The sequence below is a fragment of the Streptomyces sp. NPDC001056 genome (assembly GCF_053598955.1).
Map to the genome: position 1 here is coordinate 17989 of NZ_JBSFLI010000035.1, position 18642 is coordinate 36630.

17 protein-coding genes are annotated in these 18642 nt (G+C 73.8%); 6 read left to right on the forward strand and 11 right to left on the reverse strand.

What is annotated here, in order from left to right:
- The first annotated feature begins 20 nt into the window (after positions 1 to 20).
- Positions 21 to 998, forward strand: coding sequence for a trypsin-like serine peptidase (locus ACWDD7_RS30760; protein ID WP_450459809.1), 978 nt, complete (start codon positions 21 to 23; stop codon positions 996 to 998).
- A 306-nt stretch (positions 999 to 1304) separates the two neighbouring features.
- Here ACWDD7_RS30760 and ACWDD7_RS30765 read toward each other — a convergent pair whose 3' ends face one another.
- Positions 1305 to 1919, reverse strand: coding sequence for a TetR family transcriptional regulator (locus tag ACWDD7_RS30765; RefSeq protein ID WP_450459810.1), 615 nt, complete (start codon positions 1917 to 1919; stop codon positions 1305 to 1307).
- 86 nt (positions 1920 to 2005) lie between these two features.
- Between ACWDD7_RS30765 and ACWDD7_RS30770 the strand changes: the two genes are divergently transcribed.
- Positions 2006 to 2935: an SDR family oxidoreductase gene (locus ACWDD7_RS30770; protein WP_351870173.1), complete on the forward strand. Its 930-nt coding sequence runs from the start codon at positions 2006 to 2008 to the stop codon at positions 2933 to 2935.
- Between the two features lie 244 nt (positions 2936 to 3179).
- Here ACWDD7_RS30770 and rox read toward each other — a convergent pair whose 3' ends face one another.
- Positions 3180 to 4616, reverse strand: coding sequence for a rifampin monooxygenase (gene rox, locus ACWDD7_RS30775; protein ID WP_450459811.1), 1437 nt, complete (start codon positions 4614 to 4616; stop codon positions 3180 to 3182).
- Positions 4617 to 4955: 339 nt separating this feature from the next.
- Here rox and ACWDD7_RS30780 point away from each other — a divergent pair, with 339 nt between their 5' ends.
- Positions 4956 to 5762, forward strand: a complete 807-nt coding sequence (locus ACWDD7_RS30780; RefSeq protein ID WP_351870178.1) for an SGNH/GDSL hydrolase family protein — start codon at positions 4956 to 4958, stop codon at positions 5760 to 5762.
- An 84-nt stretch (positions 5763 to 5846) separates the two neighbouring features.
- Here ACWDD7_RS30780 and ACWDD7_RS30785 read toward each other — a convergent pair whose 3' ends face one another.
- The 8 genes from ACWDD7_RS30785 to ACWDD7_RS30820 all read right to left on the reverse strand — a co-directional run bounded on the left by ACWDD7_RS30785 (position 5847) and on the right by ACWDD7_RS30820 (position 13642).
- Positions 5847 to 6095 (reverse strand): hypothetical protein, encoded by a 249-nt coding sequence (locus ACWDD7_RS30785; protein ID WP_351870181.1) that lies wholly within the window; start codon positions 6093 to 6095, stop codon positions 5847 to 5849.
- A complete protein-coding gene (locus tag ACWDD7_RS30790; protein WP_450459812.1) occupies positions 6082 to 6348 on the reverse strand; it encodes a DUF6400 family protein in 267 nt (88 codons plus the stop codon). The genes ACWDD7_RS30785 and ACWDD7_RS30790 overlap by 14 nt, the downstream gene beginning before the upstream one ends.
- A gap of 74 nt (positions 6349 to 6422) precedes the next feature.
- The gene (locus ACWDD7_RS30795) at positions 6423 to 7379 is read right to left on the reverse strand and encodes a hypothetical protein (RefSeq protein WP_450459813.1); all 957 of its coding nucleotides are present in this window, start codon (positions 7377 to 7379) and stop codon (positions 6423 to 6425) included.
- A 67-nt stretch (positions 7380 to 7446) separates the two neighbouring features.
- On the reverse strand, positions 7447 to 8748 hold the full coding sequence (locus tag ACWDD7_RS30800) for an FAD-dependent oxidoreductase (RefSeq protein WP_450459843.1): 1302 nt from the start codon (positions 8746 to 8748) through the stop codon (positions 7447 to 7449).
- A gap of 86 nt (positions 8749 to 8834) precedes the next feature.
- Positions 8835 to 9971, reverse strand: a complete 1137-nt coding sequence (locus ACWDD7_RS30805; RefSeq protein ID WP_450459814.1) for an XdhC family protein — start codon at positions 9969 to 9971, stop codon at positions 8835 to 8837.
- Positions 9964 to 12099: a xanthine dehydrogenase family protein molybdopterin-binding subunit gene (locus ACWDD7_RS30810; RefSeq protein ID WP_450459815.1), complete on the reverse strand. Its 2136-nt coding sequence runs from the start codon at positions 12097 to 12099 to the stop codon at positions 9964 to 9966. Before ACWDD7_RS30810 ends, ACWDD7_RS30805 begins: the two co-directional genes overlap by 8 nt.
- A complete protein-coding gene (locus tag ACWDD7_RS30815) occupies positions 12096 to 13088 on the reverse strand; it encodes an FAD binding domain-containing protein (protein ID WP_450459816.1) in 993 nt (330 codons plus the stop codon). Before ACWDD7_RS30815 ends, ACWDD7_RS30810 begins: the two co-directional genes overlap by 4 nt.
- Positions 13085 to 13642: a 2Fe-2S iron-sulfur cluster-binding protein gene (locus ACWDD7_RS30820; protein ID WP_351870198.1), complete on the reverse strand. Its 558-nt coding sequence runs from the start codon at positions 13640 to 13642 to the stop codon at positions 13085 to 13087. The genes ACWDD7_RS30815 and ACWDD7_RS30820 overlap by 4 nt, the downstream gene beginning before the upstream one ends.
- Before the next feature lie 308 nt (positions 13643 to 13950).
- Here ACWDD7_RS30820 and ACWDD7_RS30825 point away from each other — a divergent pair, with 308 nt between their 5' ends.
- The 3 genes from ACWDD7_RS30825 (at position 13951) to ACWDD7_RS30835 (ending at position 16184) form a co-directional block, all read left to right on the forward strand.
- Positions 13951 to 14520 carry a TetR/AcrR family transcriptional regulator gene (locus tag ACWDD7_RS30825; RefSeq protein WP_450459817.1) on the forward strand — a complete coding sequence of 190 codons (570 nt, stop codon included), beginning with the start codon at positions 13951 to 13953 and terminating at the stop codon, positions 14518 to 14520.
- 136 nt (positions 14521 to 14656) lie between these two features.
- Positions 14657 to 14812, forward strand: coding sequence for a DUF6131 family protein (locus tag ACWDD7_RS30830; RefSeq protein ID WP_086807291.1), 156 nt, complete (start codon positions 14657 to 14659; stop codon positions 14810 to 14812).
- Positions 14813 to 15035: 223 nt separating this feature from the next.
- Entirely contained in the window at positions 15036 to 16184 is a 1149-nt protein-coding gene (locus ACWDD7_RS30835; RefSeq protein ID WP_450459818.1) for a PP2C family protein-serine/threonine phosphatase, read from the forward strand.
- Here ACWDD7_RS30835 and ACWDD7_RS30840 read toward each other — a convergent pair.
- On the reverse strand, positions 16156 to 18609 hold the full coding sequence (locus ACWDD7_RS30840; protein WP_450459819.1) for a SpoIIE family protein phosphatase: 2454 nt from the start codon (positions 18607 to 18609) through the stop codon (positions 16156 to 16158). The genes ACWDD7_RS30835 and ACWDD7_RS30840 overlap by 29 nt on opposite strands.
- Positions 18610 to 18642: the final 33 nt, after the last annotated feature.

An 18642-nucleotide genomic window follows, 5' to 3' on the forward strand; every position in this document is an offset into this window, starting at 1 on the left:
TGCCCCGAAGGAAACTGACGGTGCGTAACGTCCTTGGTCTTCGCCGCCTCGCGGTCTGCGCGGCCGCTCTGCTGCTGTCGGGCGGTACGGCCGCGACGGCCTCCGCGAACGGCGCGACGGCCGGGCCGAACCCGGTCGCCGCCCGGCTCGACGCCTATTGGACAGCGGCCCGTATGACGGCCGCGCTGCCCGCCGACACGGCGACGGGCGCCGCGGCGGGCCCGGCCCCCACCCCCGCGGTGGACGGCCCCCGCCCCGGCGAGTACATTCCGCCCAGCCGGAGCTTCGACGGCATCCCGCAGGCCGGCACCTTCTTCTGGACCGATGCCCAGGGCACCGGCCGTACGTGCAGCGGCTCCGTCGTCCGCAGCCCCGGCCACGACCTGGTCCTCAGCGCGGGCCACTGCCTGAAGGGCTACTCCGGCACCGCCCCGCAGCGCCGCCTGGCCTTCGTTCCCGGATACCACGACGGGGTCAAGCCCTACGGGATCTTCCCCGTCAGGGCGAACGGCGTCTACGTCCCGCAGCAGTACTACGACCTGGGTGAACACACGGGCGCCGCATACGACTTCGGCTTCGCGGTCACCGAACCCGACCAGGACGGCACGCCGTTGCAGGACGCGGTCGGCGGGGTGCTGCTGCTCACCGGGACGGGGTACTACCACGCGCCGGTACGGATGATCGGCTATCCGGCGGGGGCGGAGAAACCGCTGGAGTGCTGGAGCCGGACCACGAGGTGGACCAGCGACGATCCGGCCGACCCGGGAACCTTCGCGCGCATCGCCTGTGACGCCTTCGTCGGCGGCACGAGCGGCGGCCCCATGCTCGTGCCGTGGCCCGGCGGTTGGGCGGTGGTCGGGGTGATCGGCGGGTACCACACGGGTGGCGACACACCGCAGGTCTCGTACAGCGCGTACTTCGGCGCCGCCGTGCGCGCGTTGTACGGCGCCGCGGTCACGGGGGCCCCGCCTGCGGGGGTGGGAGGCGCGCGGGAGTGACGGGACGCGGGGTGTGCCCCGGAGGTCCCGGAATCCCCTACGGATACCCCGAGGGGAAAGACCGGGGCCGGTCCCTGATGTACGGGTGGTGACGAGCCGTCACTCTTGGACCATGACCGATTCACACCCGCGCGTCCGCCGGGGGATCACGGGGCTCCGGACGTTCCTCGCCTGCGTGATCGCCGCACTCTGCGCTCTCGCGGCGGCCCTGCCGGCCGGTGCCGCCGCCGCACCCGCGGCCGGCGCCTCCGCCGCACCACCGGCACAGCGCTTGGCGCCGCCCTCCCCGACGGGACCGCACCTGACCTACCTGGACGGTTCACTGATGCCGGCGGCCCGGCATGGTCCCGACCGGCCGTTCCCCATCGCCACCGCCCTGAGCTCCTTGAGCGAATCCCGCGCCAGCTGGACCAGCGGACGCGTCTCGTCGGCGGTGATCCAGCGCTCGAAGGCCACCTTGAAGACGGCGACGCCGGTCTCGGCGGTGAGGCTGGCGGCCGGCTCGGGGACACCGCGCCCTCGGAGGGTTTCGGTGAGGGCGGTGGCGAGGGAGGCGAGTTTGATCAGTTCGCGCTCACGGAGTTCCGCGTTCGCGGAGATCACGGCATGGCGCTTGCGCGCGAACTCGCGCCGCTCCTCGAAGACCGCGCAGACCGCGTCCAGGCCCAGCGCCACCGCGTCGATCGGCGCGGTGGACGGCGGGGCGTCGGCGACCGCCCCCGCGAACAGCTGCTCAAGTTCGACGGCGCCCGCGAACAGGACCTCGCGCTTGTCGGCGTAGTGCCGGAAGAACGTGCGCTCGGTGAGTCCGGCGCTCTTGGCGATCTCCGCCACGGTGGTCTGCTCGAACCCGCGCTCGCCGTACAGGTCCAGCGCCGCCTTCGCCAGGCGCTCGCGCGTGTTCGGCTCCCATCTGCCCATGACCCGCATCCTACGCGATGACATCGACTGACATCAGTGCTAGCGTCGATGTCAGTAACTGACATCAAACTGTCTGGGGATCTCTCATGCGCATCTTCGTGACCGGGGCGTCGGGCTGGATCGGTTCGGCCGTCGTTCCGGAACTCATCGGCGCGGGTCATCAGGCCGTGGGCCTGGCCCGTTCCGACGCCTCCGCCGACGCGCTCACCGCGGTCGGCGCGGAGGTCGTCCGCGGCAGCCTGGACGATCTCGACGTGCTCGGTGCCGCGGCCGCCGATTCGGACGGGGTGATCCACCTCGCCTTCAAGCACGACGTGGCCTTCTCCGGCGGCTTCCAGAGCGCCGCGGAGGCCGACCGCAGGGCGGTCGACGTCCTCACGGAGGCGCTCACCGGCAGCGACCGCCCCTTCGTCCTCGCGTCCGGCCTGGCCGGGCTCGCGCCGGGGCGGGTGGCGACGGAGCGGGACATGCCGGTGACCGAGGGCGACTCGCCCATCCTGATCCGGGGGATCACCGCGCAGGCCGTGCTCGCGTCCGCGGAGCGCGGTGTGCGCTCGTCCGTGGTGCGGCTCTCCCCCACCTGCCACGGCGACGGGGACAACGGCTTCATCGCCTCCCTCGTCGGCATCGCGCGGGAGAAAGGCGTCTCCGGTTACCCCGGCGACGGTGCCAACCGGTGGCCTGCCGTCCATCGGCTGGACGCGGCGCGGCTGTTCCGTCTCGCGGTCGAGAAGGCCCCGGCCGGCACGGTGCTGCACGGGGCAGCCGAGGAGGGCCTGCCGCTCCGCGAGATCGCCGAGGTGATCGGCCGCCGGCTGAACCTGCCGACGGCCTCGATCGGTTCCGAGGACCTGGCCGGGCACTTCGGCTGGATGAGCGGCTTCGTCGGCCTCGACGCCGCCGCGTCGAGCGCCGCCACCCGCACCCTGCTCGGCTGGGAGCCGACCGGGCCCGGCCTCCTCGCCGATCTGGCGGAGGGCCACTACTTCAGGGCCGCGGAGGAGAAAGCCGTCTGACCGCGCGGGCATCGGGCTCGGGCCGCCGGCCGGACCCCGTGCACATCCCCTTTGCGGGAGCGGGGTTCGGGGGCCAGGGCTCCCCCGTGCTCGGCACGTCCGTGCGCACCGAGGCCCGTGCTCTCCTCGCGCCGCCGAGGGCGCGGGTCCATGACGTGAGTGCGGCGGTCCGGGAGGAGGGGGGCCGGTTCGCCCCGGGCTGCGGCGTCCGCCGGCGGACCGGGCCGCACGTGCCCGGAAACTCCTAGCGGAGTGACGTGGTGGGCGCGCCGAACCACCTCGGCAGTGTGGCGGCGAGGTCCGAGGGGTCCTCGCCGGCCCAGACCACGTGGCCGTCGGGCCTGAGGAGTACGGCGGGGACGTCCAGTTCGTCGCTGCCGTCGACGACATGGTCGACCCGGTCCGCCCAGCCGGTCGCCGAGAGGCCCCCGGTCCGGTCGAGCAGCAGACCGCGGCCCTGGTGCAGAAGCCCGTACAGGCGCCCCCGCTTCAGGGGCATGTCCGGCAGGCGGCGGCCGAGCAGGTCGTGGCCGTCGCCGACGTCGTAGCGGATGCCGGTCGCGATGATCTTCTCCGTCAGACGGCGGCTCACCTCCTCGATGTCCATCAGTTCCGCCAGCAGCCGGCGCACCGCCCGGGCTCCCGGTTCGAGGGAGACCAGTTCCATCTGGGCCCGGGTGTTGTCGAGCACGTCGGCGGCGACGGGGTGGCGTTCGCGGTGATAGGTGTCGAGGAGCCCCCGCGGCGCCCAGCCGGCGATTTCGGCCGCCAGTTTCCAGCCGAGGTTGAACGCGTCCTGGATGCCGAGGTTGAGCCCCTGTCCGCCTATCGGCGGGTGGACGTGCGCCGCGTCGCCGGCCAGCAGGACCCGGCCGACCCGGTAGCGCTCGGCCTGCCGGGTGCCGTCGCCGAAGCGGGAGAGCCAGCGCGGCGCGTGGATGCCGAAGTCGGTGCCGGCCACCGCCCGCAACCGCTGTCGTACCTCTTCGAGGGTCGGCGGGACGGCGCGGTCCTCGGCCACCGCGTCGGCCGGTACGACGAAGCGGTACACGCCCTCCCCGAGCGGTCCGACGCCGAACCGCAGCTGGGTCCGTCGGACCTCGGTCACCACGTCGGCCACCTCCTGCGGCAAGGCCGTCAGCCGCGCCTCGCCGAGCAGCGTGTCGGCCCGGGACGGCTCGCCCGGGAAGCCGACGCCGAGCAGCTTGCGCACCGTACTGCGGCCGCCGTCGCAGCCGACGAGGTAGCGCGAGCGCAGCCGTGTGCCGTCCGCCAGTTCGACGGTGACCCCGTCCTCGTCCTGGCTCAGCCCGGCCAGTTCGCGGCCGCGGCGGAGCTCGGCGCCCAGTTCCCCGGCGTGCTCGGCCAGCAGACGGTCGGTGACGGGTTGCGGGATGCCGAGGACGTACCCGTGCGCGGTGTCCAGCCCCCGCGGCGTCGGCTTGGGGATGCCGGCGAAGAAACCGCCGAGCGGGTGCTTCTCGCCCCGCTGGAGGAAGCGTGCCAGGAGGCCGCGCTGGTCCAGCACCTCGATGCTGCGCGCGTGCAGGCCGAGCGCCCGTACGATCTTGGTCGGCTCCGTCTCCTTCTCCAGCACGACGGTGTGGACGCCGTGCAGGCGTAGCTCGGCGGCCAGCATCAGGCCGGTCGGCCCGCCGCCCGCGATGATCACGTCGATCATGAGAGTCCCTCACGTACCCAGGCGCCCCACCAGCGGTTCGCCGTCCAGGCCGGAGATTGTGCGGGACGGGAGGGGGCTTGCCGCAAGGCCCCCCACCGGCTATACGTTGAGAGTGGCAGGGAGTGCGCGCTCCTTGCCTTTTCCATGGACGTACAGCCGTACGAGTGACGTCCCTTCGGGTGAACTCCGGCCAGGGAGAAGCGTCATGGCCGGGCCCGTGACGCCGAACCGCGGCCTTCCGCGCCAAGGCGCTCGCGCGGGCGCATCGGCGGGACGCTCTGTCAACATGGCGGACCGTAACGAGGCGGCGGGGTCGTGGTTCCGCGATAAACGGGAGGCATGAGACCGTTCCGCATCCAGTCCTGGGCCACCGCCGTGCTGCTCGCGGGCGCCTGCACCCTCGCCGGTCCCGCCGCCGCGCCTGCGGCGCCGAACAGGGCGGCCCTGGACTACGTGGCCCTCGGGGACTCCTACTCGGCCGGCGTCGGCGCCGGCGACTACCTCACCGAGGGCGCGAACTGTCTGCGCAGCAGCCGGGCCTACCCCGCGCTGTGGGCCGCGGCCCACGCCTCGTCCTTCGCCTTCGCCGCCTGCAACGGCGCCAAGACCGGGGACGTGCTGACCAAGCAGCTCGGCGCGCTGAGCGGCCGTACCGACCTGGTCAGCATCACCGCCGGCGGCAGTGACGCGAGCTGGGCCAAGGTGATGGGGCTGTGCGCGCTGCCCGGCACCACCGGGTGCCTCAGCGCCATCGCCACCGCGCGCGACTACGTCGACAAGACGCTGCCGGCGAACCTGGACCGGCTCTACGCGGCCATCAGCAGCAAGGCGCCGGCCGCCCGCGTCGTGGTGCTCGGGTATCCGCACTTCTACCAGCTCCACGGCAGCTGCTCGCGCGGCCTCGAAGACTCGGAGCGGGCCGCGCTCAACGCGGCGATCGACCACCTGGACGGCATGATCGCCCGGCACGCCACCGGCCACGGGTTCGCGTTCGCCGACGCCCGGACCGCGTTCACCGGGCACGAGATCTGTTCTGCGGGGCCGTGGCTGCGCAGCGTCGAGGTGCTGGACCTCACGGAGTCGTACCACCCCAACGCCTCCGGGCAGTCCCTCGGCTACCTGCCCCTCTTCACCCGCGCGGCCTGAACCGGGCCACCCGGAGGCGCCGCAGGCCCCACGTGGGCCCCGGGGCCCACAGGAACCACCAGCGCCCCCGCGGCACCGGCGGCCTCAGCGGTCGTCCGCCGCCCGGTCCGGGCGGCCGCGGCCGGCTCCGAAGCCGGTCTCGTGGTCCCAGACATGGGTGCAGGTCGGGCACTGGAGGTGGAGCATGCTGCCGGTGTTCGACAGCAGGTAGCGCCAGTGCCGGGTGCACCTGCGGCGTTCCTCGCAGGTGGCGCAGCCGCGGTGGTCCGCGCAGTTGGGGCAGGTCACCCAGGCGCGACGGCCGATGTCCGCCTGGGGATCAAGCGGTAGCACGGCCGTCTCCGCGCTCGGGCAGCACACCGGCGGCCGCCAGCTCGTCGTAGATGCGCTGCTGCTCCGCGTCGAGGCCGGAGTAGAGCAGTTCGTGCGCGGCGTCCTCGTCCCGCAGCGCCTTGACGGGGTCCCACGTGGGACCGACGGCGTCCATGACGTGGGCGCGCCGGAGCATCTCGTGGGCGGTGAGGTCGACGGAGAACTCGACCGGCTGGGCGGGCTGGGCGGGCTGGGTGGGGTCATACGCGGACATACACACGAACTTAGGTAGCCCTTCCCTACGACGGCAAGGGCGGGTGGGGGACATCACAGGCGGGACGCCGCTGATCACAGGCCGACGGTCGCCCTGCGCTGCGCCTGCTCGTACTCCGCGAGCGGCTCGCCGCCGGTGTTCCACGGCCAGAAGGTGACGATGCCTCCCAGGGCCTCGAAGGCCGGCGCGGCGTCGCGGCGGCGGTCGGCGGCCATCAGGGCGTAGGCAAGCAGGTTGAGGTCGGCGAGTGCCCTGGCGTGGCGCAGGAATCCCGGCTGGGGCCAGGTGTGGGCCACTCGGTCGAGGGCCTGGGCGGCCATGGCGTGGGACCAGTGGTTGCGGGCCACCAGGGCCTCGAATCCGCCCCGGCCGAGGACGGAGTGGTACTGCAGGACCTGGGCGGTGAGTTCGATGCCGGCGCAGGGCGCGTTCGCGGGCATGCGGGCGGCCAGGCTGTCCACGAAATCCAGCACCTGGATGCGTGAGCCGCCCTCCTCGGGGCTGAGGTAGCCGAGCATGCTGAGGTAGGCCTCGCGGTTCCAGCGGTCGCGGGCGAGCACCTCGTTCCACACGCCGAACGCCTGGGGCTGCTCCCAGCGCTGGAGGCGGGCCACCGCCAGCAGGGCGACCCAGGGGGTGGGGTCGTCCGGGGCGAGTTCGGCGGCCCGCAGACAGAGGTCGGTGGCCTCGGAGGCGTCCTCCGGGCGGCCCTGGGCGCGGGCGTCGGCCACCTGGGTCCAGGCGTGCAGCACGAGCGCGTCGGCGCTGCGCGGCTCGCGCGCGACCCAGGAGCGGGGCAGGTGTGACTCCGTCAGAAAGCCCGCGAGGACGTCGATCCGGTGGGTTCGGCGGTCCCAGTCGCCCGGGTCCTGGTCGAGGAGGCGGGTGATCTGCGCCGCGCACAGGTCCGTCGTCGCGATCGTGCCCGTCCTGGTCGTCGCCCTCAGGGACTTGAGAAGTCTGCCCAGCTCCTGATCGTCCAACTCCGGGGCCAGACGCGTTCTTCGGCGGCGACTTGAAAGAAAAGCCATGCAGGGAGGCTAGGGGCGTCCGCCGATCGCACAAGTCCTTCGCCAAGATCGTTATGGTTTCACCTGCTTACCCGGGGTTACTTCTCCCTTCGCCCGGCGTACCGCGGTCCGGACGTCCGCCCCCGGCGCGGCCCGCCTTCCGCACGGCCGCCGCGGGTGGCCGCTCGCGCAGGGCGCCGTACGCGATGAAGTACGCGGGCAACCGCCGCAGCCGCCGTGACCCGGCGAGCAGACGGGCGACCCGCCGGGCCCGGTCCGCGTCGCCGAGCGGCGGCCGGCCCTCAAGCACGGGGCGGATGACGCGGGCGTGGGCCAGCCGCTGGAGCGCCTGCGTGGCGACCGTGGTGGGCCGGCGGCGGCGCTGCACCCCGCGCAGGTCGCGCTCGCGCACGGCGTTCCGGCGCAGCGGTCCGGCGAGATGGCGGGCGGTGGCCACGGCGTCCTGGACCGCGAGGTTGATGCCGATACCGAAGACCGGCGACATGGCGTGGGCCGCGTCGCCGATGCACAGCAGTCCGGGGCGGTGCCAGCGGCGCAGCCGGTCCAGGCGTACGTCGAGGAGTTTGACCTCGTCCCAGGAGCGCAGGGCGTCGGCGCGGTCGGCGAGCCAGGGCACGGCGGCGGTGAACTCGGCGCGGAACCGGTCGAGTCCGGCGGCGCGGCGGCTGCCGTCGGTGCCCTTGGGGATGAGCGCGGCGCACTGCCAGTAGTCGCCGCGGTCGATCATCGCGGCGAGGAAGCGGTCGCCCGCGCCGCCGACCAGTCCGCGTGGATCGCCCTCGCGGCGCGGCAGCCGGAACCACCAGGCGTCCATCGGGCAGTCGAAGCCGCGCAGTCCGAGTTCGGGCCGGGTGCGGGCGAGCGAGCCGCGGCCGTCGCAGGCGACGGTGAGCGGGGCGCGCAGCTCGCCGGTGCGGCCGTCGCCGGTGCGGTAGCGCACCCCGGCGACCCGGCCCGCCTCGGTCAGGAAGCCGGTCGCCTCCGTGTTCATCCGCAGGCGGAAGGAGGGTTCGCGGCGGGCCTCGTCGGCGAGCAGGTCGAGGAGGTCCCACTGGGGGACCATCGCCATGTAGTCGTAGGGGCCGCGCAGCACCGACAGGTCGGCGACGGTGACCTGCGGGCGGCCGGCGTCGACGGGCAACCGGACGGTGCGCACCCGGCGCTGCGGCAGCCGGGCGAACCGCTCGGCCAGGCCCAGCTCGTCCAGCAGGGCCAGGGTGGAGGGGTGGACGGTGTCGCCGCGGAAGTCGCGCAGGAAGTCGGCGTGTTTCTCCAGCACCGTCACCTCGACGCCGGAGCGGGCCAGCAGCAGCGCGAGCACCATGCCCGCGGGGCCGCCGCCCACCACACAGCACGTGGTCCTCTCCACCGTGTCCATCGCGGTCCTGCCCTTCGCCGGAGCAGTGATTCATCGATCGACGAACAGCCGTCTCCACTGTACTCGTCGACCCGGGCTCACACCCCCGCCACGGCGGGCGGCCGGTCCCGGTGGATCGGCGCCCGCCCGCCGGTCAGCGGGGTGCCGGTGCCGCCCCGCCGGGCGGCCACGATCTCCGCCGCGATCGACAGGGCGGTCTCCTCGGGCGTACGGGCGCCCAGGTCGAGGCCGATCGGCGAGCGCAGCCTGGCCAGTTGCCGCTCGCTCACGCCCTCCGCGCGCAGCCGCCGCTCCCGGTCCTCGTGGGTGCGCCGCGAGCCCATCGCGCCGACGAACGCCACCGGCATGCCGAGGGCCACCTTGAGCAGCGGTACGTCGAACTTCGCGTCGTGGGTGAGCACGCACAGCACGGTCCGCGCGTCGGTCGCGGTGCGCCGCAGATAGCGGTGCGGCCAGTCGACCACCACCTCGTCGGCGTCGGGGAAGCGGGCCGGCGTGGCGAAGACGGGACGGGCGTCGCAGACGGTCACATGGTGGCCGAGGAACTTGCCGGCCCGCGCCAGCGCCGCGGCGAAGTCCACCGCCCCGAAGATGATCATCCGCGGGGGCGGCACGTCGGACTCGACCAGCAGGGTGAGGCCACCGGGGCAGTGCGAGCCGTCCGCGGAGATCTCCACCGTGCCGGTGCGGCCCGCCTCCAGCAGGGCCCCCGCCTCGGCCACCGCCGTCCGGTCGAGGTCGGCGTGGCCGCCGAGCGTGCCCTCGTGCGCGCCGTCGGGGTGCACCAGCAGGGCCCGGCCCAGGAGGTCGTCGGGGCCGCGGGCGACCCGCGCGAGGGCCGCCGGCGCTCCCCCGGCGGCGAGCGCGAGGGCCGCGGCGAGGACCGGCCTGGCGGGCGCCTGCGCGCCCACCGGCGTGACCAGGACGTCGATCACGCCGCCGCAGGTCAGCCCCACGGCGAAGGCGTCCTCGTCGCTGTACCCGAACCGCTCGACCACGCTCCGCCCGCTCTCCAGCGCCGCCTGGCACAGGTCGTAGACCGCGCCCTCGACACAGCCGCCGGAGACCGAGCCGATGACGGTGCCCGCGCGGTCGACGGCGAGGGCGGCACCGGGCTCACGCGGGGCGCTGCCACCGACGGACACCACGGTGGCGACGGCGAACTCCCTTCCCTCGTCCACCCATCGGGCCAGCTCCGCGGCCAGGTCAAGCATCCGGCGCTCCCGCCGCGAGCACGCGGTCCGGGCTGATCGGCAGCCGGCGGTGGCGGGTGCCGGTCGCGTGCCATACGGCGTTGGCGACGGCGGCCACGGCGCCCACGATGCCGATCTCGCCGATGCCCTTGATGCCGACCGGGTCGTCGGGGTCCGGGTCCTCGATCCAGTCGGCCTCGATGCGCGGCACGTCGGCGTGGGTGGCCACGTGGTAGCCGGCGAGGTCGGCGCCGACGAGGCCGCCCGAGGCGCGGTCGCGCAGCGCCTCCTCGTGCAGGGCCATCGAGATGCCCCAGATCATGCCGCCGAGTAGCTGGTTGCGGGCGGTGAGCGGGTTGATGATCCGGCCCGCCGCGAAGATGCCCAGCATCCGCCGCACGCGCACCTCGCCGGTGGTGACGTCCACGGCCACCTCGGCGAACTGGGCCCCGAAGGAGTGCCGTTCGGCGGCGGCGAGCGCGCCGACGGCCGCGGTGGTGTCCGACCGGACCGTGATCCCCTCGGCCGGGATGTCGGCGCCGAGGGCGAGCCGCTCGCGCAGTTCCTCGGCCGCCGCCTTGACCGCCCAGGACCACGAGCGGGTGCCCATGGAGCCACCGGCGATCATCGCCGGTCCGAAGGCGCTGTCGCCGATGCGGACCCGGACCCGCTCGGGGGCGACGCCCAGCGCGTCGGCGGAGACCAGGGTGAGGGCCGTACGGGCCCCGGTACCGATGTCGGCGGCGGCGATCCGGACGGTGAAGTCGCCGTCCGGGTGGGCGGTCACGGTCGCCGTGGAGGGTGCCGCGCCCGCCGGGAAGGAGGCCGCGGCGGTGCCGGTGCCGAGCAGCCAGCGGCCGTCCCGGCGCACCCCGGGGCGCGGGTCGCGGCCGGCCCAGCCGAACCGGCGGGCGCCCTCGCGGAAGCAGTCGGCCAGCCGGCGGCCCGCGAAGGGCAGGCCCGAGACCGGTCCGCGCACGGCGTCGTTGCGCAGGCGCAGTTCGATCGGGTCGAGCCCGCACTCGACGGCGAGTTCGTCCAGCGCCGACTCCAGCGCGAACGAGCCCGGTGCCTCGCCCGGGGCGCGCATGAAGGTCGGGCTCGGCACGTCGAGCCGTACCACGCGGTTCTCGGTGCGGTGGGCGTCGGCGTCGTACATCACCCGCGCCACCCCGGCGCTCGGTTCCACGAACTCGTACACGGTGGAGGTGTGGTTGAGGGCGCGGTGCTCCAGGGCGCGCAGTCGTCCGTCGGCGTCGGCGCCGAGCCTGATCCGCTGGACGGTGGGGCTGCGGTGGCCGGCCAGCGTGAACATCTGACGGCGCGTCATGACCACTCGTACGGGGCGCCCGAGCACGCCCGCGGCCATCACGGCGGCCACCTGGTGGGCGCGCACGCCCTTGCTGCCGAAGCCGCCGCCGACGTGTTCGGAGCGCACCCGCACGGTGGCCGGGTCGAGCGAGAAGAGGTTGGCGAGGTCGCCCACGACCCAGGTGGCGCCCTGGTTGGAGTCGACCACTTCGAGGCGGCCGTCGTCCCAGTGGGCGGTGGCCGCGTGCGGTTCCATCGGGTTGTGGTGCTCTTCGGGGGTGGTGTACTCGGCGTCCACCACCACTGCGGAGGCGGCGAGTTCGGCCTCGATGTCGCCCTTCTGCGTCACCGCGGGCATGACGCCGTCCAGCGGGTAGGCGTCGGGGTGCCCGGCCGTGAAGTCGGTTTCGTGGGGCTCGGGTTCGTAGTGCACCACGAGCGACTCGGCGGCCTCCCGGGCCTGTTCGGAGGTCTCGGCCACCACGAGCGCCACCGGCCAGCCCAGATGCGGCACCCGGTCGTGCTGGAAGACGGCACAGGTCGCGTCCGGCCGCATGCCCAGCAGGCTGGGGAAGTCGGTGTTCAGGCGCGTCGCGTTGCGGTGGTCGAGGACGGCGAGGACGCCGGGCATCGCGAGGACCGCGTCGGTGTCGAGTGCGCTGATGCGGCCGCGGGCGACCGTGGACAGCACCAGCCAGCCGTGGGCGAGGCCGGCGAAGGGGATCTCCCCCGCGTACCGGGCGGCTCCGGTGACCTTCTCCACGCCCTCCACACGGGTGCGGGCGGTGCCGACGGACGGCGCGCGGGTCTCCGTCTCGGTGGTAGTGGCGGTGGTCATCGGGCGGCCTCCTCGGCGAGTTCGGTGAGCACGGCCACGACGAGGTTGCGCATCAGGGTCACCTTGTATCCGTTGTGCGGCAGCGGTCGGGCCGCGGCCAGTTCGGCGTCCGCGGCGGCGGCGTAGGTGTCGGGTCCGGCCGGCGCCCCGGTCAGCACGGCTTCGGCGGCCAGGGCCCGCCACGGCCGGGAGGCGACCGCGCCGAGGGCGAGGCGCGCCTCGTGCACGACGCCGTCCCGGACGTCCAGCGCGGCCGCGAGGGAGCCGATGGCGAACGCGTACGAGGCGCGCTCGCGCACCTTGCGGTAGCGGGAGCGGGCCGCGACCGGCGCGGGCGGCAGGACGACGCCGGTGATCAGCGCGCCGGGCGGCAGGGCGGTCTCGCGGTGCGGGGTGTCACCGACCGGCAGGTAGAACTCGGCGAGCGGCAACTCCCCCGGCCCGTCCGCGGTTTCGTACCGGACGACCGCGTCGAAGGCGGCCAGCGGGACGGCCATGTCCGAGGGGTGTACGGCCACACAGTGGTCGGAGGCGCCGAGGACCGCGTGGTTGTGGTGCTCGCCCTCGACGGCGGGGCAACCGCTGCCCGGGATCCGCTTGTTGCAGGGCTGGGTGACATCGGTGAAGTAGCCGCAGCGGGTGCGCTGGAGCAGGTTCCCGCCGACCGTGGCCATGTTGCGCAGTTGCCCGGAGGCACCCGCCAGCACCGCCTGGGCCAGCGCCGGGTAGCGGCGGCGCACCTCGGGGTGGGCGGCGAGGTCGGCGTTGGTGACGGTGGCGCCGATGCGCAGGCCGCCGCCGTCCGTCGTCTCGATCCGGTCGAGCGGGAGTTCCCGGATGTCGACGAGCCGGGTGGGGCGTTCGACGCCCGTCTTCATCAGGTCCACGAGATTGGTGCCGCCGCCCAGGAAGCGGGTGTCCGGGTCGGCGCCGAGCAGGGCGACGGCGCCCGCGACGTCGGTGGCCCGTCGGTAGTCGAACTCCCTCATGCCACGGCCTCCTCGGACTCGGTCGCGCCGTCCGCCGCCGCCCGGGCCACGGCCTCGACGATGGCGACGTAGGCGCCGCACCGGCACAGGTTCCCGCTCATGCGCTCCCGGATCTCCTCGGCGGTCAGCGGGGGTGGTCCGGCCTCCGGCCGGATGTCGTCGGTGACGGCGCTCGGCCGGCCCTCCGCGTGCTCCCGGAGGACCCCGATCGCCGAACAGATCTGCCCGGGGGTGCAGTAGCCGCACTGGTAGCCGTCGAGTTCGAGGAAGGCCCGCTGCACGGGATGCAGCCGGTCCCCCTCGGCGACGCCTTCGATCGTGGTGATCTCCCGCCCCTCGGCGGCCACCGCCAGTTGCAGACAGGCGACGGCGCGGCGCCCGTCCAACAGGACGGTGCAGGCACCGCACTGCCCTTGATCACAGCCTTTCTTGGTGCCGGTCAGGGTGAGGCGTTCACGCAGGGCGTCGAGCAGGGTCGTGCGGTGGTCGACGGGCAGTGTGAACTTCTCGCCGTTGATGTGCAGGGTGATGACACTGGACGTCGAGGAGGCCATGTCAGCTTCTTTCGCATTTCCAGAGCAGATGGTTTGCCAGGCCGTGGGGTGCCGGGTGGATCATGTGCAAAACGGTTGCGCGGAGTCGTCGAGCGAGTGAGGGGGGACCGGGGCGCCGGTGGTGGCGGGGCGGGTCGCGGAGTGCCGCCGCCGAAGGGCGCCGGCCGGTGACTGCCGCTGTGGTGGTTCCGCGGCTATCGTGGACATCAACCGGACAACTGTCCGTTACCCCGGAAACGTAACGGACAGCTGTCCGCTTAGCAAGGGCGAGGTTCGGCCACGCCCCTCGGGGAGGACGAGTGCCGCACATGAAGGACTCGGGACGGCGCTCGGACGCGCAGCGCAACCGGGAACGCATCCTGGAGGTGGCCCTCGCCGAGCTGTCGCGCTGTGCGGACGCCCCGCTGAGCGCGATCGCCCGTAAGGCGGGCGTCGGCCAGGGGACCTTCTACCGCAACTTCCCGAACCGCGAGGCGCTGGTCCTGGAGATCTACCGCCACGAGATGGGGCACGTCTCGGCCAGCGCGGCCCAGCTCCTCGCCACCCTGCCGCCCGACCGGGCCCTGCGCGCCTGGATGGACCGGCTCGCGGAGTTCGCCATGGCCAAGGCCGGTCTGGCCGACGCGATCCGGCAGGTCACCGGCGCGCCCGGCGGCCCGGCCAAGCCCGCGCACACCCCCGTGACCGACGCGGCCGACCTGCTGCTGCGGGCCAACGAGGAGGCCGGCACCATCCGGCCCGGCGTCACCGCGGACGACTTCCTGCTCGCCATCGCCGGCCTGTGGCAGCTCGATCCCCACGAGGACTGGCGGCCGCGCGCCACCCGGCTCCTCGACCTCGTCATGGACGGTCTGCGCCGGGGCGCGCCCGGAAGCTGAGCAGCGGTCCGCGCGGAGACGACTCCACCGGATCCGCCCCACCGGGATCCCCACCGGGATTTCGCATCCCGCGTGATGATTCGGCGCGCTTCGGGGCACCCGCATCCCAGGAACATCTGTCGACAGGAGGCGGGTCATGATCGCCCTCGGCATCATTTTGCTCATCGTCGGATTCCTCACCGGGATATCCATTCTGTGGACCATCGGGATCATCCTTCTGGTGGTCGGCGCGGTGCTGTGGATCCTCGGGTCGATGGGGCACGCCGTCGCCGGCCGACGGCACTACTGGTGAACCGTTCCCCCGGCCGGACACCTCGCGTCCCCGGTGCGGCCCGCAGGCCCCCGGTGACCGGAACATGCCGCTGAGTGGAGCAATGACCGGTGCGGCGTGGACCCGCGCACCAGGCTGGATCCTTGTCCAGCCCGTGTGACAGGAGTCCCGTGTGCGAAGTCCACGTCGCCAGCCGGAGGTCGGTGCCGCCGCACGGACCGGACCACCGGCGCCTCCGGCCTGGATGCGCTGGCTCCCAGTGCTCTACGTGGCGGCCGTACTGCTCCTGGAACCGATCACTCCCGTCGACTGGCCCGTGAGCTTTCTGCTGGTCGCCCTGCCGCTGGTGGCCGCGTTCGCGCACGGGCCCGTCTTCGTCGCGGGCGCCACGGTGTTCGCGGTCCTCATGGAGGGGGTGCTCGCCGGGACGCCGTGCTGCGCGGGGCGGTCGGTCGGCTATCTGTGGGACCGGCACTACGTCGCCGACTACGTCTGCACCGCCCTGGTGGGCGCCCTCGGCACGATCCTCGCCGCCCACCGCACCCACCGTGAACGCACTCTGGCCGACGTGCGGTTCGTGGCCGAGATCGCGCAGCACGTGCTGCTGCGGCCGCTTCCGCAGCGGATCGGCAACCTGCTCCTGGAGAGCCTCTACCTGTCCGCCGCCGCGGAGGCCCGCATCGGCGGCGACCTCTACGAGGCCGTGCCCACGGCGTTCGGCGTACGGCTGCTCATCGGCGACGTGCGCGGCAAGGGTCTGCTCGCGGTGGAGACGGCCGCCTCGGTGCTCGGCGCGTTCCGCGAGGCCGCGCACGACGAGCCCGATCTCGCCGCCCTGGCCCGCCGCATGGAACGCAGTGTGTCCCGCCGGGCCGAGCACATCGGCGGCAGCGACACGGCCGAGCGGTTCATCACCGCGGTCTTCGCCGAGATCCCCGCCGACGGGCGGCTCGTGCGCATCGTCAACTGCGGCCATCCACCGCCGCTGCTGATCCGCGCCGACGAGGTGCGGGAGCTGGACAGCGGATGTTCGGGTCCGCCGCTGAACCTCGGCATGCTGCTCATGGAGCCGCACCGGGTGGACAGTTACCCCTTCGAGCCCGGCGAGCAGCTGCTGCTGTACACCGACGGCGTGACCGAGACCAGGGACGCGTCCGGCACCTTCTACCCCCTGGCGGAGCGCCTGCGCTCCTTCGGCCCGCTGGCCCCGCACGCGCTGCTGGAACGGCTCCACCACGATCTGCTGGAGTACAGCGGCGACCATCTCCAGGACGACACGGCCGCGCTCGCGGCGTGCCTGCTCGCCGACGACGAGATCCGCGCCGTGGACGATCCGTCCGTGCCCCAGCCGAGCCATCCGTCCCCTACGGGATCTTCTGCTCGGCCCAGATGATCTTTCCGTCGCCGGTGTAGCGGGCGCCCCAGCGCAGGGACAGCTGGGCGACGAGGAACAGCCCCCGGCCGCCCTCGTCGGTGCTGCGGGCGTGCCGCAGGCGCGGTGCGGTGCTGCTGGCGTCGGCGACCTCGCAGGTCAGGCGGGCGTCACGGAGCAGTCGCAGGCGGATGGGCGGGGCCGCGTAGCGGATGGCGTTGGTGACGAGTTCGCTCACCAGGAGCTCCGTCGTCATGGCCAGCTCCCCGAGGCCCCACTCCGTGACCTGGCGGGCGGCCAGGGCGCGGAACTCGCCGACGGCGGACGGGTCGTCGGGGACGTCCCAGGAGACGACGTGGCCGGCGCCCAGGGCGTGGGTGCGGGTCAGCAGCAGGGCGATGTCGTCGGGCTGCGGCCGCCGGACGAGATCGTCCACCACGGCGGTGCACAGCCTCTCCAGGTCCGGCTCGGTGCGGGTGAGGGCCTCGGTGAGCCGGACCATGCCGCGCTCGACGTCGTCGCACCCCTGGATGAGGCCGTTGGTGTACAGCCCCAGCAGGCTGTGCTCGGCCAGTTCGATCTCGGTGGCCTCGAAGGCCATGCCGCCCAGGCCCAGCGGGGGCCCGGCGGGGATCTCCGGGAAGTGGGCGGGCCCGTCCGGGGGGACCACGACGGGCGGCGGGTGGCCGGCACGGGCCATGGCGCACCGCCGGGTGACCGGGTCGTACACGGCGTAGAGGCAGGTCGCGCCGGTGAAGGCGGCCGTACCCCGGGCGTCGGAGACGGCCTCCTCCCCGCCCAGCCGGAGGACGAGGTCGTCCAGGTGGGCGAGGAGTTCGTCGGGGGGCAGTTCCATGTCGGCGAGGGTCTGTACGGCGGTGCGCAGCCGCCCCATGCTCGCGGCGGCGCCGATGCCGTGGCCCACCACGTCCCCGACCACGAGCCCGACCCGCGCCCCGGACAGCGGGATCACGTCGAACCAGTCGCCGCCGACCCCTCCGGTCGGGTCGGCCGGGAGGTAGGAGGAGGCCACGTCGAGGGCGGTGCCCCCGCTCAGGGCGGTGGGCAGCAGGCTGCGCTGCAGGGTGAGGGCGGCCGTGTGCTCCCTGGTGTAGCGGCGGGCGTTGTCCAGGCATACCGCCGCCCGGGCCACCAGTTCCCGGGCCAGCAGGACGTCGTCGGACGCGAAGGGGACCGGGTTGGTCGTGCGGACGAAGGTGGCGACGCCGAGGGCGGTGTTGCGGGCCCGCACGGGTACGGAGATCAGCGAGTGCATGCCGAACTCGCGGACGCGCTCGGCCCGCGGCGGCTCGGCGGCGACCCACGGCCCCTGCTCCGCGTCGAGGAACGGGATGAACAGCGGGTCGCCCCGGACGAGGGTCGTGGCGTCGTGCGGCGGGGAGCGGAAACCGATCCGGTCCCCGACCCGGTGGACGGCCTCGGGGCAGCCCTCGCGCACCGAGCGCAGGGCGGCGCGGCGCATCGCGGGCCGGGCGGGCGCGGGCCCGGCGTCGCTGAGCCACGTCCCGTGGTCCTCGCGGCTGAGCACGGATTCGAGCAGGTCCACGGCGACGAAGTCGGCGAAGCGAGGGACGGCGAAGTCGGCCAGTTCCTCGGCGGTGCGCAGCACGTCGAGGGTGGTGCCGATGCTGGTGCCCGCCTCGTTGACCATCGACAGGATCCGGCGGGCGGCCCAGCGCTCGGTGACGTCCAGGACCATGTAGCAGATGCCGGTGACGGTGTCGTCGGCGTCCAGCAGCGGGAAGAACGACGACGAGTAGGCGTGTCTGCGGTGCGGGTCGGCCCAGACCCATCCGGCGTACTCGTAGTCGGTGACGGGCACACCGGTGGCGAGCACCTTGCGCATCAGCTTCTCCAGGGCCTCCCCCTGGAGCCCCGGCAGCAGTTCGCTCAGCCGCCGCCCGAGCCGCTCCTCCCGGGGCACCCCGCTGAGCCGTTCCAGGGTGTCGTTCAGCCACACGTAGCGCAGGTCGCGGTCCAGGACCGCCATGCCGACCGGTGAGCGGGTCAGGAACCCGTCGAGGACGGACTGGGCCATCGTCCACTGCTCGTGCTGTTCGCGCGCCGACACCAGGAAGCACTCCCGTCCGCCCATGCGGAAGGCGGCCGAGATCCGCAGCTGGACCTCGAACTGGTGGCCGTCCCGGTGCCGTACCCGGATCGTCCCGCTCCAGCCGCTGCCGGCACGGCAGCGCTCCGCGACGCCGCTGACCCGTCCGGGGTCCTCGGGCATCGCGAGCAGGCGCCCGGCACGGGTGCCGACCATCTCCGGCGCGGAATAGCCGAGCAGGGCCTCTGCGCCGCGGGTCCAGCCGAACACCGTGCCGTCCTGTGAGATCACCGCGGCCGCGTCCGTGGACGCGTCGAAGAGGTCCGCCGCCCCCACGGGCGTGGCTGCGGTGTCGCTCTCGCGCGCTGGTTCCATCAGTCTCACTTTTACACCAGTATCGTCCCCTTT

What these genes read in the sequence shown, in the direction of transcription:
- ACWDD7_RS30765 (WP_450459810.1), bottom strand. Translation starts at nt 1,919, where the DNA reads ATGGGCAGATGGGAGCCGAACACGCGCGAGCGCCTGGCGAAGGCGGCG.
- ACWDD7_RS30770 (WP_351870173.1), top strand. Translation starts at nt 2,006, where the DNA reads ATGCGCATCTTCGTGACCGGGGCGTCGGGCTGGATCGGTTCGGCCGTC.
- rox (WP_450459811.1), bottom strand. Translation starts at nt 4,616, where the DNA reads ATGATCGACGTGATCATCGCGGGCGGCGGGCCGACCGGCCTGATGCTG.
- ACWDD7_RS30780 (WP_351870178.1), top strand. Translation starts at nt 4,956, where the DNA reads ATGAGACCGTTCCGCATCCAGTCCTGGGCCACCGCCGTGCTGCTCGCG.
- ACWDD7_RS30790 (WP_450459812.1), bottom strand. Translation starts at nt 6,348, where the DNA reads ATGTCCGCGTATGACCCCACCCAGCCCGCCCAGCCCGCCCAGCCGGTC.
- ACWDD7_RS30795 (WP_450459813.1), bottom strand. Translation starts at nt 7,379, where the DNA reads ATGGCTTTTCTTTCAAGTCGCCGCCGAAGAACGCGTCTGGCCCCGGAG.
- ACWDD7_RS30805 (WP_450459814.1), bottom strand. Translation starts at nt 9,971, where the DNA reads ATGCTTGACCTGGCCGCGGAGCTGGCCCGATGGGTGGACGAGGGAAGG.
- ACWDD7_RS30810 (WP_450459815.1), bottom strand. Translation starts at nt 12,099, where the DNA reads ATGACCACCGCCACTACCACCGAGACGGAGACCCGCGCGCCGTCCGTC.
- ACWDD7_RS30815 (WP_450459816.1), bottom strand. Translation starts at nt 13,088, where the DNA reads ATGAGGGAGTTCGACTACCGACGGGCCACCGACGTCGCGGGCGCCGTC.
- ACWDD7_RS30820 (WP_351870198.1), bottom strand. Translation starts at nt 13,642, where the DNA reads ATGGCCTCCTCGACGTCCAGTGTCATCACCCTGCACATCAACGGCGAG.
- ACWDD7_RS30825 (WP_450459817.1), top strand. Translation starts at nt 13,951, where the DNA reads ATGAAGGACTCGGGACGGCGCTCGGACGCGCAGCGCAACCGGGAACGC.
- ACWDD7_RS30830 (WP_086807291.1), top strand. Translation starts at nt 14,657, where the DNA reads ATGATCGCCCTCGGCATCATTTTGCTCATCGTCGGATTCCTCACCGGG.
- ACWDD7_RS30835 (WP_450459818.1), top strand. Translation starts at nt 15,036, where the DNA reads ATGCGCTGGCTCCCAGTGCTCTACGTGGCGGCCGTACTGCTCCTGGAA.
- ACWDD7_RS30840 (WP_450459819.1), bottom strand. Translation starts at nt 18,609, where the DNA reads ATGGAACCAGCGCGCGAGAGCGACACCGCAGCCACGCCCGTGGGGGCG.